Annotated in this window: 23 protein-coding genes; 12 read left to right on the top strand and 11 right to left on the bottom strand. The window is 31.9% G+C overall.

The window, feature by feature from the left end; translation table 11 throughout:
• Both ACFQ1U_RS06115 and ACFQ1U_RS06110 read right to left on the bottom strand, forming a co-directional pair.
• On the bottom strand, nt 1-2,365 hold a 2,365-nt coding region (locus ACFQ1U_RS06115), incomplete at its 3' end, for a VCBS domain-containing protein (RefSeq protein WP_386106388.1).
• A gap of 500 nt (nt 2,366-2,865) precedes the next feature.
• On the bottom strand, nt 2,866-3,627 hold the full coding sequence (locus tag ACFQ1U_RS06110) for a TerB family tellurite resistance protein (protein ID WP_386106386.1): 762 nt from the start codon (nt 3,625-3,627) through the stop codon (nt 2,866-2,868).
• A 71-nt stretch (nt 3,628-3,698) separates the two neighbouring features.
• Here ACFQ1U_RS06110 and ACFQ1U_RS06105 point away from each other — a divergent pair, with 71 nt between their 5' ends.
• From ACFQ1U_RS06105 to ACFQ1U_RS06085, 5 genes are all read left to right on the top strand, one after another.
• A complete protein-coding gene (locus ACFQ1U_RS06105; protein WP_386106384.1) occupies nt 3,699-4,109 on the top strand; it encodes a BrxA/BrxB family bacilliredoxin in 411 nt (136 codons plus the stop codon).
• Between the two features lie 79 nt (nt 4,110-4,188).
• Entirely contained in the window at nt 4,189-4,650 is a 462-nt protein-coding gene (locus ACFQ1U_RS06100; RefSeq protein ID WP_386106382.1) for an Lrp/AsnC ligand binding domain-containing protein, read from the top strand.
• Between the two features lie 9 nt (nt 4,651-4,659).
• On the top strand, nt 4,660-5,241 hold the full coding sequence (locus ACFQ1U_RS06095) for a HupE/UreJ family protein (protein WP_386106380.1): 582 nt from the start codon (nt 4,660-4,662) through the stop codon (nt 5,239-5,241).
• A 57-nt stretch (nt 5,242-5,298) separates the two neighbouring features.
• Complete coding sequence (locus ACFQ1U_RS06090; protein ID WP_386106378.1) at nt 5,299-5,730, top strand: deoxycytidylate deaminase; 432 nt, start codon at nt 5,299-5,301, stop codon at nt 5,728-5,730.
• Nucleotides 5,717-7,321, top strand: coding sequence for a S41 family peptidase (locus ACFQ1U_RS06085; RefSeq protein WP_386106376.1), 1,605 nt, complete (start codon nt 5,717-5,719; stop codon nt 7,319-7,321). Before ACFQ1U_RS06090 ends, ACFQ1U_RS06085 begins: the two co-directional genes overlap by 14 nt.
• Before the next feature lie 34 nt (nt 7,322-7,355).
• Here the strand turns inward: ACFQ1U_RS06085 and ACFQ1U_RS06080 are convergent, their stop codons facing one another.
• The 9 genes from ACFQ1U_RS06080 to thiL form a co-directional block, all read right to left on the bottom strand.
• Nucleotides 7,356-7,907, bottom strand: a complete 552-nt coding sequence (locus tag ACFQ1U_RS06080) for an MOSC domain-containing protein (protein ID WP_386106374.1) — start codon at nt 7,905-7,907, stop codon at nt 7,356-7,358.
• A gap of 52 nt (nt 7,908-7,959) precedes the next feature.
• Nucleotides 7,960-9,456 (bottom strand): GH3 auxin-responsive promoter family protein, encoded by a 1,497-nt coding sequence (locus ACFQ1U_RS06075; RefSeq protein WP_386106372.1) that lies wholly within the window; start codon nt 9,454-9,456, stop codon nt 7,960-7,962.
• 33 nt (nt 9,457-9,489) lie between these two features.
• Nucleotides 9,490-10,353 carry a M23 family metallopeptidase gene (locus ACFQ1U_RS06070; protein ID WP_386106370.1) on the bottom strand — a complete coding sequence of 288 codons (864 nt, stop codon included), beginning with the start codon at nt 10,351-10,353 and terminating at the stop codon, nt 9,490-9,492.
• Nucleotides 10,354-10,397: 44 nt separating this feature from the next.
• Nucleotides 10,398-10,982: a nicotinate (nicotinamide) nucleotide adenylyltransferase gene (gene nadD / locus ACFQ1U_RS06065; protein WP_386106368.1), complete on the bottom strand. Its 585-nt coding sequence runs from the start codon at nt 10,980-10,982 to the stop codon at nt 10,398-10,400.
• Nucleotides 10,983-11,588: a guanylate kinase gene (gene gmk / locus ACFQ1U_RS06060; protein WP_386106366.1), complete on the bottom strand. Its 606-nt coding sequence runs from the start codon at nt 11,586-11,588 to the stop codon at nt 10,983-10,985.
• Nucleotides 11,588-12,454 (bottom strand): YicC/YloC family endoribonuclease, encoded by an 867-nt coding sequence (locus ACFQ1U_RS06055; RefSeq protein ID WP_386106364.1) that lies wholly within the window; start codon nt 12,452-12,454, stop codon nt 11,588-11,590. The genes gmk and ACFQ1U_RS06055 overlap by 1 nt, the downstream gene beginning before the upstream one ends.
• Nucleotides 12,455-12,485: 31 nt before the next feature.
• The gene (locus ACFQ1U_RS06050; protein ID WP_386106362.1) at nt 12,486-13,385 is read right to left on the bottom strand and encodes a DMT family transporter; all 900 of its coding nucleotides are present in this window, start codon (nt 13,383-13,385) and stop codon (nt 12,486-12,488) included.
• Nucleotides 13,386-13,509: 124 nt separating this feature from the next.
• Nucleotides 13,510-13,980 carry a peptidoglycan-binding protein LysM gene (lysM, locus tag ACFQ1U_RS06045; RefSeq protein ID WP_386106360.1) on the bottom strand — a complete coding sequence of 157 codons (471 nt, stop codon included), beginning with the start codon at nt 13,978-13,980 and terminating at the stop codon, nt 13,510-13,512.
• Nucleotides 13,981-14,077: 97 nt separating this feature from the next.
• Nucleotides 14,078-15,130, bottom strand: coding sequence for a thiamine-phosphate kinase (gene thiL / locus ACFQ1U_RS06040; protein ID WP_386106358.1), 1,053 nt, complete (start codon nt 15,128-15,130; stop codon nt 14,078-14,080).
• Between the two features lie 99 nt (nt 15,131-15,229).
• Here thiL and ACFQ1U_RS06035 point away from each other — a divergent pair, with 99 nt between their 5' ends.
• From ACFQ1U_RS06035 to sufC, 7 genes are all read left to right on the top strand, one after another.
• The gene (locus tag ACFQ1U_RS06035; protein WP_386106356.1) at nt 15,230-16,909 is read left to right on the top strand and encodes a choice-of-anchor B family protein; all 1,680 of its coding nucleotides are present in this window, start codon (nt 15,230-15,232) and stop codon (nt 16,907-16,909) included.
• Between the two features lie 5 nt (nt 16,910-16,914).
• Entirely contained in the window at nt 16,915-18,228 is a 1,314-nt protein-coding gene (locus ACFQ1U_RS06030; RefSeq protein ID WP_386106354.1) for a hypothetical protein, read from the top strand.
• A gap of 2 nt (nt 18,229-18,230) precedes the next feature.
• Nucleotides 18,231-18,989, top strand: a complete 759-nt coding sequence (locus tag ACFQ1U_RS06025) for an MbnP family protein (protein ID WP_386106352.1) — start codon at nt 18,231-18,233, stop codon at nt 18,987-18,989.
• Nucleotides 18,989-20,053 carry a cytochrome-c peroxidase gene (locus ACFQ1U_RS06020; RefSeq protein ID WP_386106350.1) on the top strand — a complete coding sequence of 355 codons (1,065 nt, stop codon included), beginning with the start codon at nt 18,989-18,991 and terminating at the stop codon, nt 20,051-20,053. The genes ACFQ1U_RS06025 and ACFQ1U_RS06020 overlap by 1 nt, the downstream gene beginning before the upstream one ends.
• A gap of 101 nt (nt 20,054-20,154) precedes the next feature.
• A complete protein-coding gene (locus ACFQ1U_RS06015) occupies nt 20,155-20,484 on the top strand; it encodes a HesB/IscA family protein (protein WP_386106348.1) in 330 nt (109 codons plus the stop codon).
• A gap of 36 nt (nt 20,485-20,520) precedes the next feature.
• Complete coding sequence (gene sufB / locus ACFQ1U_RS06010) at nt 20,521-21,969, top strand: Fe-S cluster assembly protein SufB (protein ID WP_386106346.1); 1,449 nt, start codon at nt 20,521-20,523, stop codon at nt 21,967-21,969.
• An 86-nt stretch (nt 21,970-22,055) separates the two neighbouring features.
• Nucleotides 22,056-22,808 carry a Fe-S cluster assembly ATPase SufC gene (gene sufC, locus ACFQ1U_RS06005; protein WP_386106344.1) on the top strand — a complete coding sequence of 251 codons (753 nt, stop codon included), beginning with the start codon at nt 22,056-22,058 and terminating at the stop codon, nt 22,806-22,808.
• The last annotated feature ends 54 nt before the right edge of the window (nt 22,809-22,862 follow it).

Genomic DNA, 22,862 nt, shown 5'->3' with positions numbered 1-22,862 from the left:
CATTATCCCCTGCACAGATCGTATTGTCTGCATCACTACTACTTAAGCCTGCTGTTGGTACAGCATTTACTGTTATAGTTCCAGTTGCATTTCCTCCTGAAGTACATCCACCAGTTAATGGAATACTATAATTAAATACACCATCAACTGTTGGAGTACCACTTATTGTTATGGTATTAGATGCCCATGTTGCGCTAACTCCTGCTGGTAAACCATTAGCTCCAGAAACTCCGTCATTACTTATACCTGTAGCGCCTGCTGTAGTATGTGTAATTGGATTTAATGCTGTATTGATACATAGATTTTCTGTAGAAGAAGGGGCAGAAACAGAACAAGCTGTTCCGTTAATTGTTATGATTAAATTAGCACTATCAGTACCTGAGCCATCAGTTAAGGTGTAGTAAAAAACATCAGTTAATGTATCACCTATTAATAAATTACTTACATCTGTATTTGAAGTATCTACGTTGTAAGTATAAGTACCATCTGCATTTACTGTTATTGAACCGTAAGTACCAGTGTAAACAACTCCCACATTTGCAGCATTTGCATTTGTTGCATTAGTACCTAATTCTGTAATAGCAACTGATGATTGATCTTGCCAATATATATCTGAAACTCCACCAATTTGTCCACCTGGATCTGGCACAGTAACATCTGGTCCATAATTGTACTGTATTCGTAATTGATCAATTGGCTGTGTAAAGAAAACATTTATATTACCGGTAGCTTCTGACTCTGGTGCAGAACCTGTTCCATAAAAAGTTGGATTTCCTGTGTCTACAACAGCTTGTGTTGTAATATAATTAAACGTAGACGCATTACCTCCTAATGTACCTATAACAGTAAATTGATCTTGCCACACATTATTTTGAGAATAATCTGTATCAACTAACAAAAAACCTAAGTTAAAGACTGGTTCACTAAACGTGATTACTAGATCTGTTGATGATGTTGGAGCTGGTTGTGCTGTAGGATCTATATTGAATAAGAAATACCCTGTATGCCCTCCATTTACTAAAGTAGATTGAACAGTTTGGTTAAAGCCTGTGGGCCCCATATCAGGATCTGTATCATTTGTAAATGTTAAATCAATTCCATTAATAGTAATTGGTTGTGGTTGTGCTGCTGGTTGTGCACCATTTGCAAAAACATTCTCCCAAATTAATTGAGATAAACCTCTATCAACAGCATCAATTCCACCAGGACCATTATCTGTAATAATGTTACCAGTAGCTGTATTTTGTACATTTACTGTTACCGCATCTAAGTTATCTTGCGCAACTGGTGGTTCATCTACTCCCTGAATGTTTATTGATAAAATACCGGTATCCTGGACAGCAATTCCATCTGTAAGTGTGTACGAAAAAATATCTTGAATCGACTCTCCTGCTCTCAAACCTCTTACAGTAAGATTAGTTTCATCTACATCATACGTAAAAGTACCATTTGCTTGCATTGTTATACTCCCGTATAAAGTAGAATAACTTGTACCTATGGCAGAAGTATATAAATTTATATCTAAAATTTGATGTGGATAATTTGGGTCTAATTCATTATCATTAGTAGTAATGTCTCCGGCAATTGTTCCTGTATTATTTGCAAATACTGAAAAACTATCATCAACAGCATAAGGCGTTTCTGAATTTAATCGAGAACCTATAATATCAAAAGCTGTTGTAGATACAAGGTCTGCCTCATCTGTAACAGTTACCGCGTAAAATGTATATCCTTTAGCAAAAGGTATTGTGTTAGTACCAAATCCAAAATCATTAAGAATTAACTCCATTACAGAAGTTGGCATTAATACTGGTGTATTGGTTGCTACACCATCTACAGCAACAATATCAAAGGTAGTTAATCCAGTTTGAGCTATCCTCACGATTGTTGTTCCATACAAAAAGAAAAAAGTTTGATCTGTACCAGCGCTTCCAAAAGTATAAATTACTGGAGCTCCTCCATTAGTATTTCCATCAGCGTTATTAATTTGAGTAAACTCAGTAGGATCTACTACTCCTGATACTACTATTTGTGCAGATTTGATAAAACCGGTATCAGAAGTAACAGAAGCATTATTAATTGTGTATTCAGTATTTGCTACGGGCTCTCCTATAGATACAGAATTAATACCTCCTAAACCCGTATTTAAATCAACTACAGGTGCTGCAAAAAGGCTATAAGAATAAGAATTAAAGTTATTTGAAACTAAATTATCCTTAACAATGTAATTGTCTTTATGTATGTGTGAAGCTGTATTAACAGATTTACCTTTATTATTAGATTTTACTAATTTTTTATTAGGCAAAACTATTTCTTTGCTTAACTCAACTAAATTTTCTGTTGTATTTGCTACACTTAAATTCACAAATAGGAGAGTCAACAGGCTTATACAAACAATTTTTAGGTGAACATATTTTTGTACCATAACTGTATTAATGTTGCGTTCGCTTTTTTAATTAAAGCAAACAATATGATTGATTCTTATATGTAAAGGGAAAGTGTTTTTTGATTGAACTAGCGCCTAAAAAAAACGCCATTCATAATTTCCCCACTTGTTTTTTTGTTATCCATGTTTTGGGGTTAAGTATTTAGTTTTCACACTTCTAATATAATTAATAAAAATGTAACAACCATGTTTTTTTTAAATTTACACGATAAAAAAACAGTAACTTAACCTTAAAATCATGTACAGTGTTTTCCAAGTATGAAATTACTCAACTATTGAAGGTGGGAATTTGGTTATTAGATGAAAGTAGAAAGAACATTCTGTGAATGAACGTTTTGTATCGACGAACTGCATTAAAAAGTTAATTTAAACTACTTTTTAACAAATTATTAAGGCTTTTTAACAAAAAAGAGGGTTGTTTAAGACAACCCTCTTTCTTTTTTAATTTTCTCATAAGCGAGCTGAATTTTTTGAAATTTTTCTTTTGCTCCTGCTATATGTTCTTGTCCTACTCCTTGCAGTTTATCGGGATGATATTTTTTAGCCATTTTTCTATATGCCTTTTTTAACTCATCATTACTGGCTGTTTTTTCTATCTCTAAAATTTTGTATGCGCTATCACTTTCATCATAAAACATAGCTTTGATAGAACTGTAGTCATAATCATTTACATATAAATAATTAGCAATAGTATGTATTTGTTGTTCTTCAGAAGTAGAAACCACACCATCTGCTTTGGCAATACCAAATAAAAAATGAATAAGTTGTAACCTGGATGCATGACTCATGTGTTGCCTTATTTGCATACATACTTCTCTGGTAGATATTTTCTTTTTTATAATACCATTAAATAAGTTGAAAGCTTTGTTGGCACGTTTTTTTCCATACATATTAACAAAATGCATACGAACATAATCTAACTCACGCTGATCTATACGTCCATCTGCTTTAATAACTACCGATGATAAAATTAATAAGCTAATTTCAAAATCTCCAGCCGTTGCATGAACTCTATGGTTTGTTCTTTGTGTTTGTTGCTGATACTGCTGTTGTTCTGCTGTAAAATCGTTAATACTAAAACCATCAACAAAGCTACCCAAAGCATATCCTAAAATTGCACCAATTGGTCCTCCTAACGTAAATCCTACACCAGCACCTAGCCATTTTGCAAATTTGCTCATATTACCATTTTTATCAATTTCAAATATACAGTTATTATAAGTATCTTTGTGGCATATAAAAGTTATAAATTATGTATCCAGAAGAATTAGTAAAACCAATGCGCGATCAATTAATTAACGCAGGTTTTGACGCATTATATACTGCGGATGATGTAGACAGCGCATTAGCCAAAGAAGGAACAACATTAGTAATGGTAAACTCTGTTTGTGGTTGTGCAGCAGGTACTGCTAGACCAGGAGCAATTGCTTCTTTAGAAGGCGCTAAAAAGCCAGACAACTTAACCACAGTTTTTGCTGGTGTTGAAAAAGAATCAACTGCGAAAGCTCGTGAGTACATGATTCCTTTCCCTCCATCATCTCCTGCAATTGCCTTATTTAAAGATGGTAAGCTTGTTCACATGTTAGAACGTCATCACATTGAGGGAAGATCTGCAGAAATGATTGCAGAAAACTTATCACAAGCATACGACGAGTATTGCTAAAAACAAGAAAGAATTACTGTATTAAATCCACTCTTTTGAGTGGATTTTTTTTACTTTTATACTTCATGCGTTTAGAATTATGACAAAGAAGCTAAAAATTGACGGAATAGATAAAATCATTATTAAACGATTAGTAAAAGATGCCCGAACTCCCATTTTAAGTATTGCACGTGAAGTAGGTATATCTGGCGCTGCTATTCATCAACGATTAAAAAAGTTAGATGATTCTGATTTAATAGATGGTTATAAAATGGTACTAAACCCAAAAGCTTTAGGTTATACTACTACTGCCTTTGTAGGTGTTTTTTTAGATGCCTCTAGCTTATACTCTTCTGCCATAAAACGTTTGAAAGAAATTCCCGAAGTAGTAGAAAGCCATTATACTACGGGTAATTATGCTATTTTTATTAAAATTATGTGTAAAAACAATGAGGATTTAATGCATTTACTTAATAAAGATATTCAAACAATAAAAGGTGTTTCAAGAACTGAAACATTTATATCTTTAGACCAACAAATAGATCGACAAATTAAAATTTAATTTCCCCTTATGAACGAGTTTTTACTGTATTTTAAAATGGGCTTATTTCATGTATTAGATATCAAAGCCTATGACCATATTTTATTTTTAATAGTATTGGCTGTTGTTTATCAATTTAAACAATGGAAAAAGGTATTATGGTTAATTACTTTATTTACTATTGGTCATTCTATAACCCTTGCCTTATCTGCCTTCGGAATTTTGAATGTTAACGTAAACTTAGTTGAATTTTTAATTCCTCTTACCATTTTTATCACTGGTTTAATGAATGTATTAACCGCTAAAAAAGCATCTGTAGGTAAAGAAAACCAAAATTTATTCTTTGCCTTGTTCTTTGGATTAATTCACGGGTTAGGTTTTTCCAACTACTTTAAAATGATGATTGGTAAAAGTAACGACAAGTTAGTTCCGTTATTAGAATTTGCATTAGGTGTTGAAGCTGCACAAATTATAATTGTTTTAGCAATACTTTTAATTGGCGGATTGGTACAATCTATTTTTGGTGTAAATAGACGTGATTGGATCTTGGTTGCCTCTTCTATAGTAATTGGTTTTGCACTACAAATGATGATAGATCGTGTTTTTTGGTAAATAATTAACTGGAAAACACCTAAATTCTCACTATTTTAGCTACATAAACATAAAAATTTGACTCAGAAAGAATTAAAATACGCTAAGGCATATTTAAAAATGGCTTTTGAGTGGGCAGAATTGTCACACTGTAATCGTAAAAAAGTAGGTGCGTTAATTGTTAAAGATCGAATGATTATTTCTGATGGATACAACGGAACACCTACGGGCTTTGAAAACCCTTGTGAAGACGAAGAAGGTTATACAAAATGGTATGTGCTTCATGCAGAAGCTAACGCCATTTTAAAAGTAGCAAACTCTACACAATCCTGTAAAGGTGCAACTTTATACATAACTTTATCTCCATGTCAACAATGTAGCAAGTTAATTCATCAAGCAGGTATTAAAAAAGTTGTATATGCCAATGAGTATAAAGACACTTCTGGGTTAGCGTTTTTAGAGAAAGCTGGTGTAGAACTTATTTATTTACCTTTAGATGAAAAAAATTAACTTTCCCATATACTTATCATTAGCTGTAGTTTTTGGTATTGTGTTAGGCACTTTGTTTAACACCAATACAAACATGGCAATGATTCAAACCTCACCCAAAGAGCAGAAAATTAAAAGGCTCATCAATTTTATTCAACAAGATTATGTTGATGATGTGAATACTGATGAACTTTTAGACGACGCAATAGCAAAAATTTTAGACAAATTAGATCCTCATTCCGTTTACATACCACGAGAAAACTTACAAGCTGTTACAGAAAATATGCGCGGTAACTTTGTTGGAATAGGCGTACAATTTAGAGTTATTAATGATTCTATTACAGTTATACAGCCCATCAAAGGAGGACCAAGTATTAAAGTTGGTATAAAATCTGGAGATCGAATTTTAATGGCAGATAAAGACACTTTATATGGTCCAGATATTAAAAACAGTGATATAATTAAACGCTTAAAAGGAAAACCAAACACTCAAATAAACCTAAAGGTTTACAGAAAAGCTAATGATAGTTTATTTAATGTAATTGTAACCAGAGGTAAAGTAAATATTAAAAGTGTAGATGTTGCTTATATGATTAATGATAGTATAGGCTATATAAAAGTAGATAGATTTGCTAGAAACACGTACAATGAGTTTAAACAATCTTTAAATGACTTATTGGACGTTGGTATGACAGACTTAGTTTTAGATTTAAGAGGTAACGGTGGTGGTTATATAGATATTGCTAATAGTATTGTTGATGAATTTTTAGAAGACGGAAAACTTATTGTATTTACCAAAAACAATAAAGGCTACATAAAAGAGTCTTTTGCCACCGATGAAGGAGACTTTGAAAACGGAAACCTTTATGTTTTAATAGATGAAAACTCTGCTTCTGCCTCTGAAATTGTTGCAGGTGCTTTACAAGACAATGATAAAGGTACTATTGTAGGAAGAAGATCTTTTGGTAAAGGTCTTGTTCAAGAAGAAATGCAATTAGGAGATGGCTCTGCGGTAAGATTAACTACTGCACGTTATTATACACCAACCGGAAGATCTATTCAAAAACCATATAAATATGATGTTGAAGAAGATGGTAACTTTGAATTTAGTGAAAATTTAAACGGAATTAGCTCTTCTAGCTATGAACAAGATTTAAATAATAGATATAAAAGCGGTGAACTTTTTACTAGAGACAGTATTAAAACTATAGACAGTTTGCAATACACTACTCCGAAAGGTAAAATAGTATATGGCGGTGGTGGAATAATTCCTGATGTTTTTGTTCCTATTGATACTACTGAATATTTACCAGCTGTGTACTTTAGACCATTAAATGATTTTGCTTTTAAATATGTAGATGACAATCGTAAAAAGCTGTCTAAATACAATATTAACAGCTTTATTAAAGAGTTTGATATAGATGGTAAAGTTTCCAATGCATTTTTTGAGAAGTTTAAAGATTATGCGCCTTCATCTCAAAGTAAAATAACGTTAAAAAAATATTTAAAAACCTCTATTGCTAGAGAGTTATTTAGTGACGAAGGTTTGTATCGTCTCAATCAAATTGATGATAACATGATACAAAAGGTATTAGAACTAGAGAAACAATAAATAGAAAAGACGAGTTAAAGCTCGTCTTTTCTATTTATTTTGAAGATCTTTTTGCTGCATATACCTCAGCAATTGTTTTAGTATTTGGAGCTTTTTTTAGAAGCTTTAATTCATCACCTGTTTTCACAAATCCTTTTTGAAGCACCTTAAAGTAAACTCCGCTATAATTTTCTTGCCAAAACTCTTTAACAATTTTCATATTATTAAAGCGTACACCTAATTTCATGCATGGTTGTCTAGGTTTAGTAACCTCTAAAATAACTTCTCCAACTTTATAAGTATCACCAACATTAGTTTGGGTTTCATCTAAATCATCAATTGTTAAATTTTCTCCAAACATTCCATAATCCCATTTTAAATCAGGATATTTTTTCTTCCAAAAGTCATAGTGTTTATATGAATAAGCATATACTGCTTGATCAATACCTCCATGATGTTTCCAATCACAAATAGTATCTTCTTTTACCTGTTCATCATCTATAAAAACAGGTGAATTTGTTGGATGTTTAAAGATGGCAGTTGTTACTGTTTTCCCTTTCCAATCTATGTCTTGTTTTTCACCAATATTGGTAGCTAAAATTTTCATATCAATAAAGATACAGTAAAGTATTTATATGAAATTATTCTGATTGTAAAATTTAATCTTCTAAAAAATTAACTAACACGTCAGCAATTTTTCTATTATCTGATAATTGAGGAATTTTATTTTGCCCACCAAATTTACCAATGGACTTCATATATTCATGAAAACCTCCTTTTTTAACTTTTCTAATAACCAATGGTTTTAAAACTTTACCTTCAATTAAATCTTGATAGTAAATGTTTTGAGTTTGCATAGAGCTATCAATCTTTGAAGCTAACTCCTCTATATTACTTGGTGCTGTTTCAAATTCTATAAACCACTCATGATATGGCAAACCACTTTCAGGATTTACTTGTGGCGCTACTGTAAATTCACTTACGTTTACATTTGTACCTAAAATAGCGTCATTTAAAGCTTTTTCTACCTCTTTACCTATTACGTGTTCACCAAAAGCAGAAATAAAATGCTTAATTCTACCTGTAACTTTTATTCTGTATGGTTTTAAGGATGTAAACTCAATGGTATCTCCAATATTATATCCCCATAAACCGGCAGTTGTGTTTAATATAATAACATAGTTAACTTCTAACTGAACATCTTTTAATGATATTCTTGTTGGGTTATCATTAAAGAATTCATCTGCTGGAATAAACTCATAAAACATTCCAGAGTCAAGCTGAAGTAACATTCCTTTTTCTTTCTGAGAATCTTGATACGCTATAAAACCTTCTGAGGCAGGATATAACTCTATATATTCTATCTTTTTACCTATTAATGCTTCAAATTTATTTTTATAAGGTTCAAAGTTTACACCACCATAAATAAAAAAATTAAAATTTGGGAATAACTCAGAGATACTTTTACCAGTTTTTTCAATAAGTTTCTCAAAATACATTTGCACCCAAGAAGGTATTCCACTAATTACCGTCATGTTTTCAGGTAAAGTTTCTTCAACTATTTTATCGACTTTCGTATCCCAATCTTCAATACAATTAGTTTCCCAACTTGGTAATCTGTTTTTTAACAAGTAATTAGGCACATAGTGTGCAACAATTCCGCTTAACCTACCTAATTTAATTCCGTTTTTTTGCTCTAAAACTGGACTTCCTTGTAAAAAAATCATTTTACCATTTACAAAACTAGCATCTTTTGTTTCTGCTATGTAAAATAACAAAGCATTTCGAGCTGCTTTGATATGTGTTGGCATAGATTCTTTCGTTATTGGAATGTATTTTGCTCCAGAGGTTGTTCCAGATGTTTTAGCAAAGTAAATTGGTTTACCTTTCCATAAGACATTTTCTTCACCAGCAACAATTCTATCTACGTAAGGCTTTAATCCTTCATAATCATTAATAGGTACACGCTTTTTAAAATCTTCATAAGAATTAATTGAAATAAAATCGTGATCTTTTCCAAAGGCAGTTTGACATCCTTCTGATACCAAATATTGAAAAACTTGTTCTTGAGTTTTATGTGGATTATTTGCCCATTTATATACTTTTTTAGTAATAAACTTGGCAAACGGAATGGCCATTAACGACTTAATGCTCATAAATAAAATATTAATTAGTGGTAAAAGCTACCATTACTCAAAGTTGATATAATTTGATGGATTTACAGGGTATCCATTATTCCAAAGCTCAAAGTGTAAGTGCGGACCAGTAGTTAATTCACCTGTAGAACCAACGCTTGCAATTACTTCTCCAGATTTTACAAAATCACCTTGTTCTTTTAACAAATTACCATTGTGCTTGTATACTGAAATAAATTCCGACGAGTGTTGCACCATAATTACATAGCCTGTTTCTGCAGTCCATTCTGCAAAAATTACAGTACCATCGGCTACTGCTTTTACCGGAGTATCTGTTTTAGCAACTACATCTACTGCAAAGTGTTTTTCAGCGGCATCAAAGGTTTGTGTTAAATTACCTGTAACGGGTGCAAAAAACACAATACTTGCCTTATCTGCAACTCCATCTGTAAATAAAAACAAATCACCTTCTTCTAATTGCTCTCTAAAAATTGAATCTTGTTTTGTTGGATTCAGTTTTTCTTCATCTATTTGAACATTTCTTGTAGCTGCTTGGATAGAGTCTATATTTTCTGCTTCAATTTCACCTGTTAAAACAGGTTTTAAAGCGTTTATATAATTTTCTAATAAAGCTAATTCTGTTTTTAAAGAGTCGGTTTCATACGTTAAAGTTCTTGCTTTTCTCTTTAAATCTGTTGATGAATAGCCAGGAATATATTCTCTTAATGAAGTAAAAGCTATTAGCACGGTGGTTAATCCTATTAAAACAATTGAAAAAACACCCCCAAAAACAAAAGCATTTAAACGGGATAATTTTACAGAAAAACGCTCTTGAAAAGTATCTTCATTTAAAATTACCAATCGGTATTTATCGGTTAGTTTTTGTTTAAACTTGCTTTTTTTATTAGTTTTTGCCACAAAAAATTGGTTTTAGGTAAATATACAACGAAAAAAATGGGTATCTATTTTTTATAAAAATTCATTTCGTCTATGTATTGCCAAACTTCATTTGCTAATAACGGGCCTACATTTTTCCCTTCTTTTACAGCATTTCTGATCATTGTAGAAGACACTTGTATAATAGGCGCATCCACTTTTTGAATTTTAGGATGATTTATGAGCGCTGTTATTGTATTTCCTTCCGAAATTCTTGGATAAACATATACCTGATAATCTTCTAAAATAGCTTCATAGTTTTTCCATTTATGTAAGCTTTTTAGATTGTCTTCTCCCATTATTAAATTAAATTGATGCTTTGGAAATTTTTCTGATAAATGCACCAATGTATTTATAGTATAATTAGGTTGTGGTAAGTTAAACTCTATATCCGAAGGAATTATTTTTTCATAAGCTTGTGTGGCTTTATAAACCATTTCTAATCGATGGTGATTGTCTAATAGCGATGATTTCTTTTTAAACGGATTGTGTGGAGTTACAACCATCCAAATTTCATCTAAATCAGAGTATTCTACCATATGGTTGGCTATTATTAAATGACCAACATGAATAGGGTTAAAAGTACCAAAATACAAACCTATATTTTTCATTTATTCCTCCTCGTTATTTTGATATGGTGTATTTAAAAAATTATCTACTAATGTTTCAGCTTCGGCTAAAGCAACCTCTAAATCGTAGTTTTTAATAATTTTATCAAACTGAGGCGCAGTTGCAAGCTCTACGGATGCTTTTGCGATACGCATATTAATTTTATCTTCACTTTCTGTTTTACGCTTTTTTAAACGAATTTTTAACTCGTCTACACTTGGTGGCTTAACAAAAACAGCTAAGGTTTCATTAGGAAACTTTTTCTTTATACGTAAACCGCCAGCTACATCAATATCAAAAATAACATGCTTACCTTGAGCCCATAAACGTTCTACTTCTGTTTTTAACGTTCCATAAAAATTGTCTCTATATACTTCTTCCCATTCTAAAAACTCATCATTTTTTATTTTATTGATAAATTCTTGAGCAGAAATAAAATAATAATCCTCTCCGTTAACTTCTTCTCCTCTTGGAGCTCTTGATGTTGCAGATATCGAAAATGCTAAATTAAAACGATCTTGTTTTAATAAATGACGAACAATTGTAGTTTTACCAGAACCAGATGGTGCAGAAAAAACAAATAATTTTCCTTTAAAATTTTCAGCCATTACAATACGTTTAAAATTTGTTCTTTAATTTTTTCCAACTCATCTTTCATTTGGATAACTATTTTTTGCATAGGAGCAAAATTAGCTTTTGAACCAGTAGTATTTATTTCTCTACCAATTTCTTGAACAATAAACCCTAATTTTTTACCATTAGATTTATCACTTGCTAGCTCGGATAAGAAATATGTTAAATGATTGGCTAAACGTACTTTCTCTTCATTAATATCTAACTTTTCCAGATAATATATTAATTCTTGTTCAAATCTATTTTGATCTACCTCTTGTTGTAAATCCTCTAAGGCTTTTTGAAGTCGTAATTTTACGTTTTCAACTCTGTCTTTATCAATCTTCTCTACCTCAACTAATAAAGCCTGTATATTTTTAATTCGTTGTTGAAAATCTTCTTCTAAAGATTTTGCTTCGTCAGTTCTATATTGATTAATTTCTTTTAACGCAATATTAATATGATTGTCAATCTCTTTCCATTCATTTTCATCCAATTCTTCGCGTTCAGTTTTTAATGCATCAGGCATTCTTACTGCCATTTTTAACAACTCAACATCATCTGAGGTGCCTGTTTCTACCACATTTCTTAACTGGTTAATATAATCTGAAACTACTCCTTTATTAACAGTAGTTGTAGTTTCATCAGCAGTCATTTCAACATAGATAGAAAAATCTACTTTACCTCTTTCTAAAGAAGATGCTATTTTTTTTCTAACTACTAATTCTTTCTCTTTATAATACGAAGGCATTCTTGTATTAAGATCAAGATTTTTACTGTTTAACGATTTTATTTCTACCGTTACCTTTTTGGTAGGTAATTGAAGTACGGATTTACCGTACCCAGTCATTGATTGAATCATGTTGTGATTTTGTTGAATTGACAAAGATACATTATTTACCGGTACTTGCCGGAACTTGTTTAGTTACCAAATACACACCTAAAAATATTAACGAGGTAGCTGCTACTTTAGTAATTGTAAGAGAATCACTACCTACTAATAGTGCATAAATTGTTGCAACCACAGGCTGTAAATAGATAAATACACTTACAGTTGTTGGTTTTAATTTAGACAGTGCAAAAAGATTAAATAAATACGTTATACAGGTAGTAAATAAGACTACAAAACCCGCTTTATAATAAACATTTACAGGCATTGCATGCCAACTTACCTGACTTAATTCACGAAAGCCAAAAGGAAGCACAAACAAAAACCCAAATAAGTATAACCATTTAACAAATACTATAGGATGGTATTTAGCTATCAGTTTTTTTACAGTTACTAGGTACATTGCATATGAAGCTGCATTAATAAATACTAAAAAGTTTCCAAGCATTACATTCTTAGAATTACTAGCGGTTGCACTACCATATAATATTAAAATTAAAGCTCCAATTAGCCCAATTAAAACTCCTAAAACTTTTTTCTTTGTTAGTTTTTCTTTAATAATAATACTCGAAAAAATTAGTACTAAAATTGGTGATGTAACCATAATTACCGCACCGTTAATTGGTGACGTGTAACTTAAACCTTTAAAAAAGGTTAACATATTTAATCCTACACCAAAAAAGGCAGCTAAGGCAATTTGTTTAAAATCTGCTTTCTCAACACTTTTTGCTTTTACAAAAAGACCTAGTAGCCAAAAAACAATAGCAGCACCTAACACTCTTAATAATATAAAACCAAATGGCTTTATATATTGTGGCATAACCTCTTTAGCAACCGTAAAAGTGACTCCGTAAATAATTGTGGCAATAGAGGTTGTTATTAATGCAAGTATTCTATGATTCATTAATAAAAAAATAAGTTACAAAAATACTTATTTACAAGCGTTAACATATTAAAAAGAGATAATTTTTAAAACAAAAAAAGCATCGTTTAAAACGATGCTTTTCCTTTGGTTGATTAACTTTTGATTAGTCCACTAAAGGTGGTATTCTTAAAACCTGACCAGGGTAAATTTTATCTGGATGAGTTAACATTGGCTTGTTTGCTTCAAAAATTACAGGATACTTCATGGCATCACCATAAAACTCTTTGGCAATTTTACCTAAAGTATCTCCACTAACTACAGTATGAAACTGAGCCATTTCTGCTTCACTTACTTCTTCAACCTCTGCTACAGTCATGTTATCTTCTACAGTAGCAATACCTTCAGTATTACCAACTACTAAAACTACTTTTTCTTTGGTAGCTAAATCAGCAGCTTCACCAGTAATAGTAGCTTTGTCTTCTTCTACGTTTACAGCTAAATTTTCCACTTTTAACTCTAAACCGTTAACCGCTTCAATTAGTTTTGCTGATTTTTCTGCAGCTTCCTCTTCTGTAGTTTTTCCAATACCAAAAACTTTTGCTCCGGCATTTTTAATAAATGAAAATAATCCCATTTCTTTTTTATTTTTTTTTGATTAATAACTTATTTTTCGGTTTACCAATATACAAATTTCAAGCCATATTATTACAAAACCTTATGTTTTTATAACCTTATTCTTGATCCGAAAAAGAGTTCCAGCCTTGTGCTTTCAGTTCAAGTTCTTGATTTGCACGAGTTACTAAATGCAAACCAGCTGCCTCTTCTGTAACATGACCAATAACTGTTAAATTAGGATTTCCTTTAATTTTATCAAAATCATTGATACTAACCGTAAATAAAAGCTCGTAATCTTCTCCTCCACTCAAAGCAACCATTGTAGAGTCTAGATTAAACTCTTCACATGTAGAAATAACCTGAGGATCTAATGGAAATTTTTCCTCATAAACCTTACATCCTACTTTACTTTGTGTACATATATGAAACAGCTCAGATGATAATCCATCAGAAATATCAATCATTGAAGTAGGTTTAACACCTAATTCTTTTAATAACGCTGGTATATCTTTTCTAGCCTCAGGTTTTAATTGACGTTCAATAATGTACGTATAAGCGTCTAAATCGGGCTGGTTTTGAGGGTTTACATTAAAAACCTGTTTTTCTCTTTCTAAAACCTGTAACCCAAGATAAGCTCCACCTAAATCTCCTGAAACTACAATTAAATCTGTTGGTTTTGCGCCATTTCTATATACAATATCTTCTTTTTTTGCTGAACCAATAGCTGTTACTGACAATAACATTCCTTTAGTTGAAGAAGTCGTATCTCCACCAATTAAATCTATCTTATAGGTGTTACATGCTAATTGAATACCTGCATACAACTCTTCAATTGCTTCTAAAGGAAACCTATTAGACACTGCAATAGATACAGTTATTTGCTGTGCTTCTGCATTCATTGCATATACATCGGAAAGATTAACCATTACGGCCTTATATCCCAAATGTTTTAACGGCATGTAACTTAAATCAAAATGAACTCCTTCAATCAACAAATCTGTAGTAACTACAATTTCTTCTTCTGTATTTTTTAACACAGCACAATCATCACCAATACCTTTTACAGTGCTACTATGATGAATTTTAAAATGCTTTGTTAAATGGTTTATTAACCCAAACTCTCCTAGTTCAGCTAACGACGTTCTTTCTTGATTTTTATCTTCTAACATACTGCAAAGATAAATCTTATATAATATTTTAATATATTATTTGTTTAAGTAATTATATAAAGTTATAAATTTGATTTTCAAAACCTAATTACTCCTACTATGAAAAAAATATTGCTTACTGCTTCTTTTTTGATACTATTATTACAAGCATGTAATAAACCAAACGTTAGTATTAATGATACAGATCGAGATGAAATAGAAAATAGTATTGATAATTGTCCAGAAATTTCAAATCCTGAACAAGAAGATAATGATAATGATGGAATTGGGGATGCTTGTGATGACGACGATGATAATGATGGAATTTTAGACACAGAAGATAATTGTCCACTGACTGCTAATCCTGATCAAGAGGACGTTGATAATGATGGAGTTGGAGATATTTGTGATAACGTTATTGATAATGATAATGATGGTTTCTCTAACGAAGACGATAATTGTCCATCAGTTTCTAATCCAGATCAATTGGACACTGACAATGATGGAATAGGTAATGTTTGCGATGATGATGATGATAATGATGGAGTTTTAGACACAGAAGATAATTGCCCACTGACTGCTAACCCTGATCAACAGGACACTGACAATGATGGAATAGGTGATGTTTGTGAAGAAGCAGAGCCTACCAGAACTCCTTGTGAAAATGGCTTTGCTGGTACATTTCCTTGTAATGGATATGATTTTATGGCAAACGTTTCAATTTCAGATTTAACAAACAATACTACAAATTCAAATGGTTCTTCACCTGATGGAAGTGATGTTTGGGGATGGGTTGATTCAACTACCAATAAAGAATACGCTATTGCCGCAACTACTAATGGTGTTTCTTTTGTAGATATTACAGATCCTTTACAACCAGTAGTATTAGGTTTTTTACCAACTAGCACTTCATCTAGTGCATGGAGAGATGTAAAAATTTATAATAATTTTGCCTTTGTTGTTGCAGATAGTGCTGGTGGACACGGAATGCAAGTTTTTGACTTAACTCGCTTACGAAATGTAACCAATGCACCACAAACCTTTAATGCTGATACTGTTTATAATGGTGTTGGAAGTTGTCACAACATTGTTATTAATGAACAGGTAGGAATTGCTTATTTAGTTGGATGTAGAAATACTAACGGTGGAGGACCGATTTTTATTGACATTAGCAACCCTACAAATCCAGTTTCTTTAGGTCAACATACTGCCGATGGGTACTCTCATGACGCACAAGTAGTTACTTACAACGGACCCGATACAGATCACACAGGTAAAGAGATTTACATTGGTAGTAATGAAAATGAAATTTTAGTACTAGACGTTACAAACAAATCAAACCCTATAACATTGTCTACGCTAAACTACCCTCAGGTTGCTTATGCACATCAAGGTTGGTTTACTGAAGATCAAAGGTATTTTATATTAGGAGATGAATTAGACGAACAACAATTTGGAATGAATACTAGATCTATCATTTTTGATTTACAAGATTTAGACAATCCGGTTTTATCGTCAACATATACCGGACCAACCCCAGCTATTGATCATAACGGATACGTACAAGGAAACTTCTTTTACATTGCTAATTATACTGCAGGCATGAGAGTTTTAGACATAACAAACATAGGAGCTTCGTCTAATGCTATGACAGAAATAGGCTTCTTTGATACATATCCTCAAGCAAATAATGCTTCTTTTAATGGAGCTTGGAGTGTATATCCTTATTTTCCTAGTGGAAATATCATAATAAATGATATACAACGTGGTTTATTTATTGTTAGAAAAAGCGGAACCTAATTTTTATGCGCAAACTATTATTTGTTTTCTTAATAACCTTAACTGCTTGTTCTTCCAAAGAAACCATTATAAAATCTGAACCTAGCTTAGATTTCGTAGTAACTTACGGAGGATCCAGTAATGAGGTAGCTAATAGTGCAACTAAAACTTTTGATGGTGGCTATGCTATTGCTGGATTTACCATGAGTAATGATGGAGATCTTTCAGAAAAATCTTCCTCAGATGCAGATTTTTTAATTCTAAAATACAATCAAAACGATGAATTACTGTGGAGTAAAATTTATGGTGGTTCTGATGATGATAGAGCTGATAAAATAATTGAAACAAATGATAATGGTTTCATTGTTCTTGGCTACACCAAAAGTTCTGACGGTAATGTAACTACTAGTAATGGTGACAGAGATATATGGGTTTTAAAACTAAACGCTAATGGTGAGTTGCTTTGGGAAAAAACATTTGGTTATAATGGTAGAGACATCGGAACATCAGTAACCACAACAATAGATAACGGATTATTAATCTGTGGTGAGCTAGATGTTACTGCCTCAAACGGAGAAGGAAACACCAATGCAAAAAACCAACAAAGACATGCTGGTGGAGATTTTTGGGCAATAAAACTCAACAATAACGGAGAACTTGAATGGTCTCGATATTTTGGAGGTAATTTTACAGATACTCCACACAGTGTAATTCAAAATGAAAATGGAGAATACATTCTGGCAGGAACATCAGACAGTAACGATGTTGATATCTCCAACAACAAAGGAACTTACGATTTTTGGGTTGTTAAAATTGATGCTGACGGGAACTTAATCTGGGAAAAAAACTTTGGCGGCTCTGAAATAGATGAAGCAAGAGATATTATAAAAACGAATGACAATAATTATTTGATTGTTGGCGATACTAGAAGTACAGATACTGATGTTTCTGTAAATAATGGTGGAGCAGATATTTGGTTAATTAAAATTGACACCAACGGAAACTTATTATCAGAAAAAACATTTGGTGGAACTAATTTTGACGCTGCCAGATCTTTAAAAACCAACAATCTTGATTATTTAGTAGCAGGTAGTTCAAGAAGCAACAATGGAAATTTTGTAAATAAAGGACAAAATGATGCTTGGTTATTTTCTGCTTCTACTGATAACAAGATTCTTTGGGAAGTTTTTGTTGGTGGATCCGAAATTGATTTTTTTTATGATGCAGTTCAACTTCAAAATGGTAATTTTATAGCCGTTGGAGAAAGCACAAGTTCTTCTGATGATATACCGGAAAACAAAGGATTCTCTGATATTCTAATCGCAAAAATTAAAAAATAAATATGAAAAAATTTTCACTATTGGTTATTGCATTAATTGTATTAACAGCCTGTTCTTCTGACGAAGAAACTGTACCAACAACTAGTACTGTGAATATCAATTTTACACACAGTTGGGATGGTACCTTAGTAACAAATGCAGATTTTAATGATTTAAAATATACAAACGCTCATGGTGAACAATTAAGTATTGAGCGATTGCGCTATGTACTTTCTAACATTTATTTAACCAAAACCTCTGGTCCAAGTTTTAAAATAGAAGATTATGTATTTGTTGATATGTCTCAACAACAAAGCTTAAGTTTATCAAAAGACACCATTTTACCTAACGGAACTTACAACCTTTCTTTTGTTTTTGGATTTAATAATGAAGATAATCAAGATGGTGTTTATTTAGACTTGAATAGTGCAGATTTTAATGTACCTATGATGTTAGGCGGAGGCTATCACTACATGCAATTTGATGGTAAATTTTTAGACACTAACGACATGCCTGTTGGGTTTAACTACCATGCAATTAGAGCTGCAGATAATTCAGATCCTGATAACATTTTTTTAAGAGACACCTCTTTTACAGTAACACTAGGTGAAGTTGAAGTAGTAGATAACGAAGTGAATATAACACTCGATATGAATATTGCAGAATGGTTTAAAAACCCAAATGAGTGGGATTTAAACCAATTAAATCAAATGTTAATGCCTAACTATGCTGCACAATTAATGATGAGTGATAACGGCAAAACAGCTTTTAGTTTACAGTAATGAAAAATTGGGTGTATATTTTTTTAGTAACTATATTGGTGTCTTGTAATAAGGGCGAGAATCCAACAGAAGAATATACACCTATTCCAAAAACATTAAACATTCCTAATCTTTTTCAACAAAAATTAATTGATCCTGTTATACCTTCTGATAACCCGTTAACAGAAGAGGGAGTTGAATTAGGTAAAAAACTGTTTTTTGATACTATATTATCCAAAAACAATACACAATCTTGTGCAACATGTCACAATCCACAAAAAGCTTTCACAAATAACCTTCAATTTAGCATTGGTGTAGACGGAATTCCAGGAACAAGAAATTCAATGCCATTGTTTAATTTAGCTTGGAACTTTTCTGATAGATTTGCTTGGGATGGTAAAGAATTTGGTATCGAAAACCAAGCTTTCGAACCTGTCACAAATCCTATAGAAATGCACAGTGAATGGGTTGATGTAACTAACAAGCTACAAAATCATTCTGAATATCCAGATTTATTTAAAAAAGCTTTCGGAACATATCAAATAGACTCTCTACTTGTAGTTAAAGCAATTGCTCAGTTTGAGAGAACATTAATTTCGGGAAATTCTAAATTTGACAAATATCTATTGGATGAGACTAGTTTAACAGACCAAGAATTAAACGGGTTTAATATTTTTATGGATGAAAACAAAGGTGATTGTTTTCATTGCCATGGAAGTAACAACAACCCGTTATGGACAGATAATCTTTTTCATAATAACGGATTAGATGAAAACTTTTCTGATCTTGGTTTGGGTGCAGTTACAGGAGACCCAAATGATAATGGTAAATTTAGATCTCCTTCTATTCGAAATTTAGCATTCACAGCTCCTTACATGCACGATGGTCGTTTTGAAACATTAGATGAAGTTATTAATCATTACTCAGAAGGATTAAAAAACTCTCCTACCATTGATCCTTTAATGAAAAAAGTAGCAGAAGGAGGCGTACAATTAACCACTCAAGAAAAGGCTGACCTGAAGGCCTTTTTACTCTCATTATCAGATTTTGAGTTCATCAATAATCCTGATTTTAACCAACAATAAATTTTATCAATTATTACATTTATATTATCATTTAAACTAACTATGGCTAAATGATTCTTTAATCGTATATTTGCACTCCAATTTAGACTTAATCTATTTTTATGATAAAAGTTTCAGACACAGCAAAAAAGAAAGTCATAGAATTAATGACTGACGATGGATTTGATGCTACTACCGACTATGTTAGAGTTGGAGTTAAAAGTGGCGGATGCTCTGGTTTATCGTACGATTTAAAGTTTGACAAAAACCAAGAAGAAAACGATAAAATATTTGAAGACAATCAAATAAAAATTGTTGTTGACAAAAAAAGTTTCTTGTATTTAGTAGGAACTACCTTAGAATATTCTGGCGGATTAAACGGAAAAGGATTTGTATTTAACAATCCAAACGCCAACAGAACATGCGGATGTGGAGAAAGTTTTTCTCTATAAAACAAGCCTTAATAGATAAATTGATTACTTAAAATCATGAGTAAGTATACAGAAGACGATTTAAGAGAGGAATTAAAAACCAAAGAATATGAATATGGTTTTTACACAGATATTGAAAGTGAAAAATTTCCTATTGGTTTAAATGAAGATATAGTAAGAGCTATTTCTAAAAAGAAAAATGAACCAGAATGGATGACCGAATGGCGTTTAGAAGCTTTTAAAATTTGGCAGGAAATGGAAGAGCCAGAATGGGCTAACGTAACATATCCTAAGCCAAATTTCCAAAATATATCTTACTATTCAGCACCTAAAAAGAAACCTAAATTAAATAGCTTAGACGAAGTTGACCCTGAAATGTTAGCAACGTTTGAAAAATTAGGAATTTCTTTAGAAGAGCAAAAAAGATTAGCAAATGTTGCAGTAGATATTGTTATGGATTCTGTATCTGTAGCAACAACATTTAAAGAAACATTGGCAGAAAAAGGAATTATTTTCATGCCAATTTCTGAAGCAATTCAAGAACATCCTGAATTAGTAAAAAAATACATAGGTTCAGTTGTGCCACCAACAGATAACTTTTATGCAGCATTAAACTCTGCGGTTTTCTCTGACGGATCTTTTTGTTACATTCCTAAAGGAGTTAAATGTCCTATGGAATTATCTACTTACTTTAGAATTAATGAAGGAGGTACTGGACAATTTGAAAGAACATTAGTAATTGCTGATGAAAGTAGTTACGTTTCTTATTTAGAAGGGTGTACAGCACCACAACGTGATGAAAATCAATTACACGCAGCCGTTGTTGAATTAATTGCAATGGATGATGCTGAAATTAAATACTCTACAGTTCAAAACTGGTTCCCTGGAGACGCTAAAGGTAAAGGTGGAGTTTTCAACTTTGTAACCAAAAGAGGGTTATGTGAAACGAATGCTAAAATTTCGTGGACACAAGTTGAAACAGGTTCTGCAGTAACCTGGAAATATCCAAGTTGTGTATTAAAAGGTAATAACTCTGTTGGAGAATTTTATTCAATTGCTGTAACCAATAATTTTCAACAAGCTGACACAGGAACAAAAATGATTCACTTAGGAAAAAACACTAAGTCAACAATCATTTCTAAAGGTATCTCTGCAGGGAAATCTCAAAATAGTTACCGTGGTTTAGTACAAATTGGGCCTAGAGCAGAAAATGCACGTAATTTTTCTCAGTGTGATAGTTTATTAATGGGTAATGAGTGTGGAGCACATACTTTTCCATACATAGAAGCTAAAAACAAATCTGCTCAAATAGAGCATGAAGCTACCACTAGTAAAATTGGTGAAGATCAATTATTTTATTGTAACCAAAGAGGTATTGATACGGAAAAGGCTATTGCATTAATTGTAAATGGTTTTAGTAAAGAAGTATTAAATAAACTACCTATGGAATTTGCAGTAGAAGCTCAAAAATTATTAGAAATTTCATTAGAAGGTAGTGTAGGGTAATTAACCTATACCGTTAAATTTCAACAATTATTAAAAATTAAACTTACGCTTATAGCCAACAGCTTAAAGCCAATAGCATAAGAACAATGTTAAAAATAGAAAACTTACACGCAGAAGTAGAAGAAAAATCAATCTTAAAAGGATTGAATTTAGAAGTTAAGGCAGGAGAAGTACATGCAATTATGGGACCTAATGGTGCAGGTAAAAGTACCATGGCATCTGTAATTGCTGGTAAAGAAGAATACGAAGTTACTTCTGGAACTATCGAATTAGAAGGTGAAGATATTAATGAATTAGCTCCTGAAGAAAGAGCACATAAAGGTGTATTCTTATCATTTCAATATCCTGTAGAAATACCTGGTGTAACAGTAACTAACTTTGTTAAAACATCTATTAACGAATCTAGAAAAGCACAAGGTTTAGAAGAAATGCCAGCTAAAGAAATGCTTCAAAAAATTCGTGAAAAATCTGAATTATTAGAAATAGATCGTAAGTTTTTATCTCGTTCTTTAAACGAAGGGTTTTCTGGTGGTGAGAAAAAGCGTAATGAAATATTTCAAATGGCTATGTTAGAGCCTAAACTGGCTATTTTAGATGAAACTGACTCTGGATTAGATATTGATGCTTTACGTATTGTAGCTAACGGAGTTAACAAGTTAAAATCTAAGGATAACGCTGTTATAGTAATTACGCACTATCAACGTTTATTAGATTATATAATTCCAGATTATGTACACGTTTTACACGATGGTAAGATTGTAAAAACAGGTGACGCATCTTTAGCTTTAGAATTAGAAGAAAAAGGGTACGACTGGATTAAAGAAGAGGTGAATAGTTAAGTAAAGTTTGAAAGTTATGGTTTAAAGATCAATATACTTTTACCAAAAAACATT

It is taken from the genome of Tenacibaculum geojense, from assembly GCF_042676005.1.
Taxonomy (GTDB): domain Bacteria; phylum Bacteroidota; class Bacteroidia; order Flavobacteriales; family Flavobacteriaceae; genus Polaribacter; species Polaribacter geojense.
The sequence above is the reverse complement of the archived record's forward strand: the minus strand, read 5'-3'. Positions and strand labels throughout refer to the sequence as shown.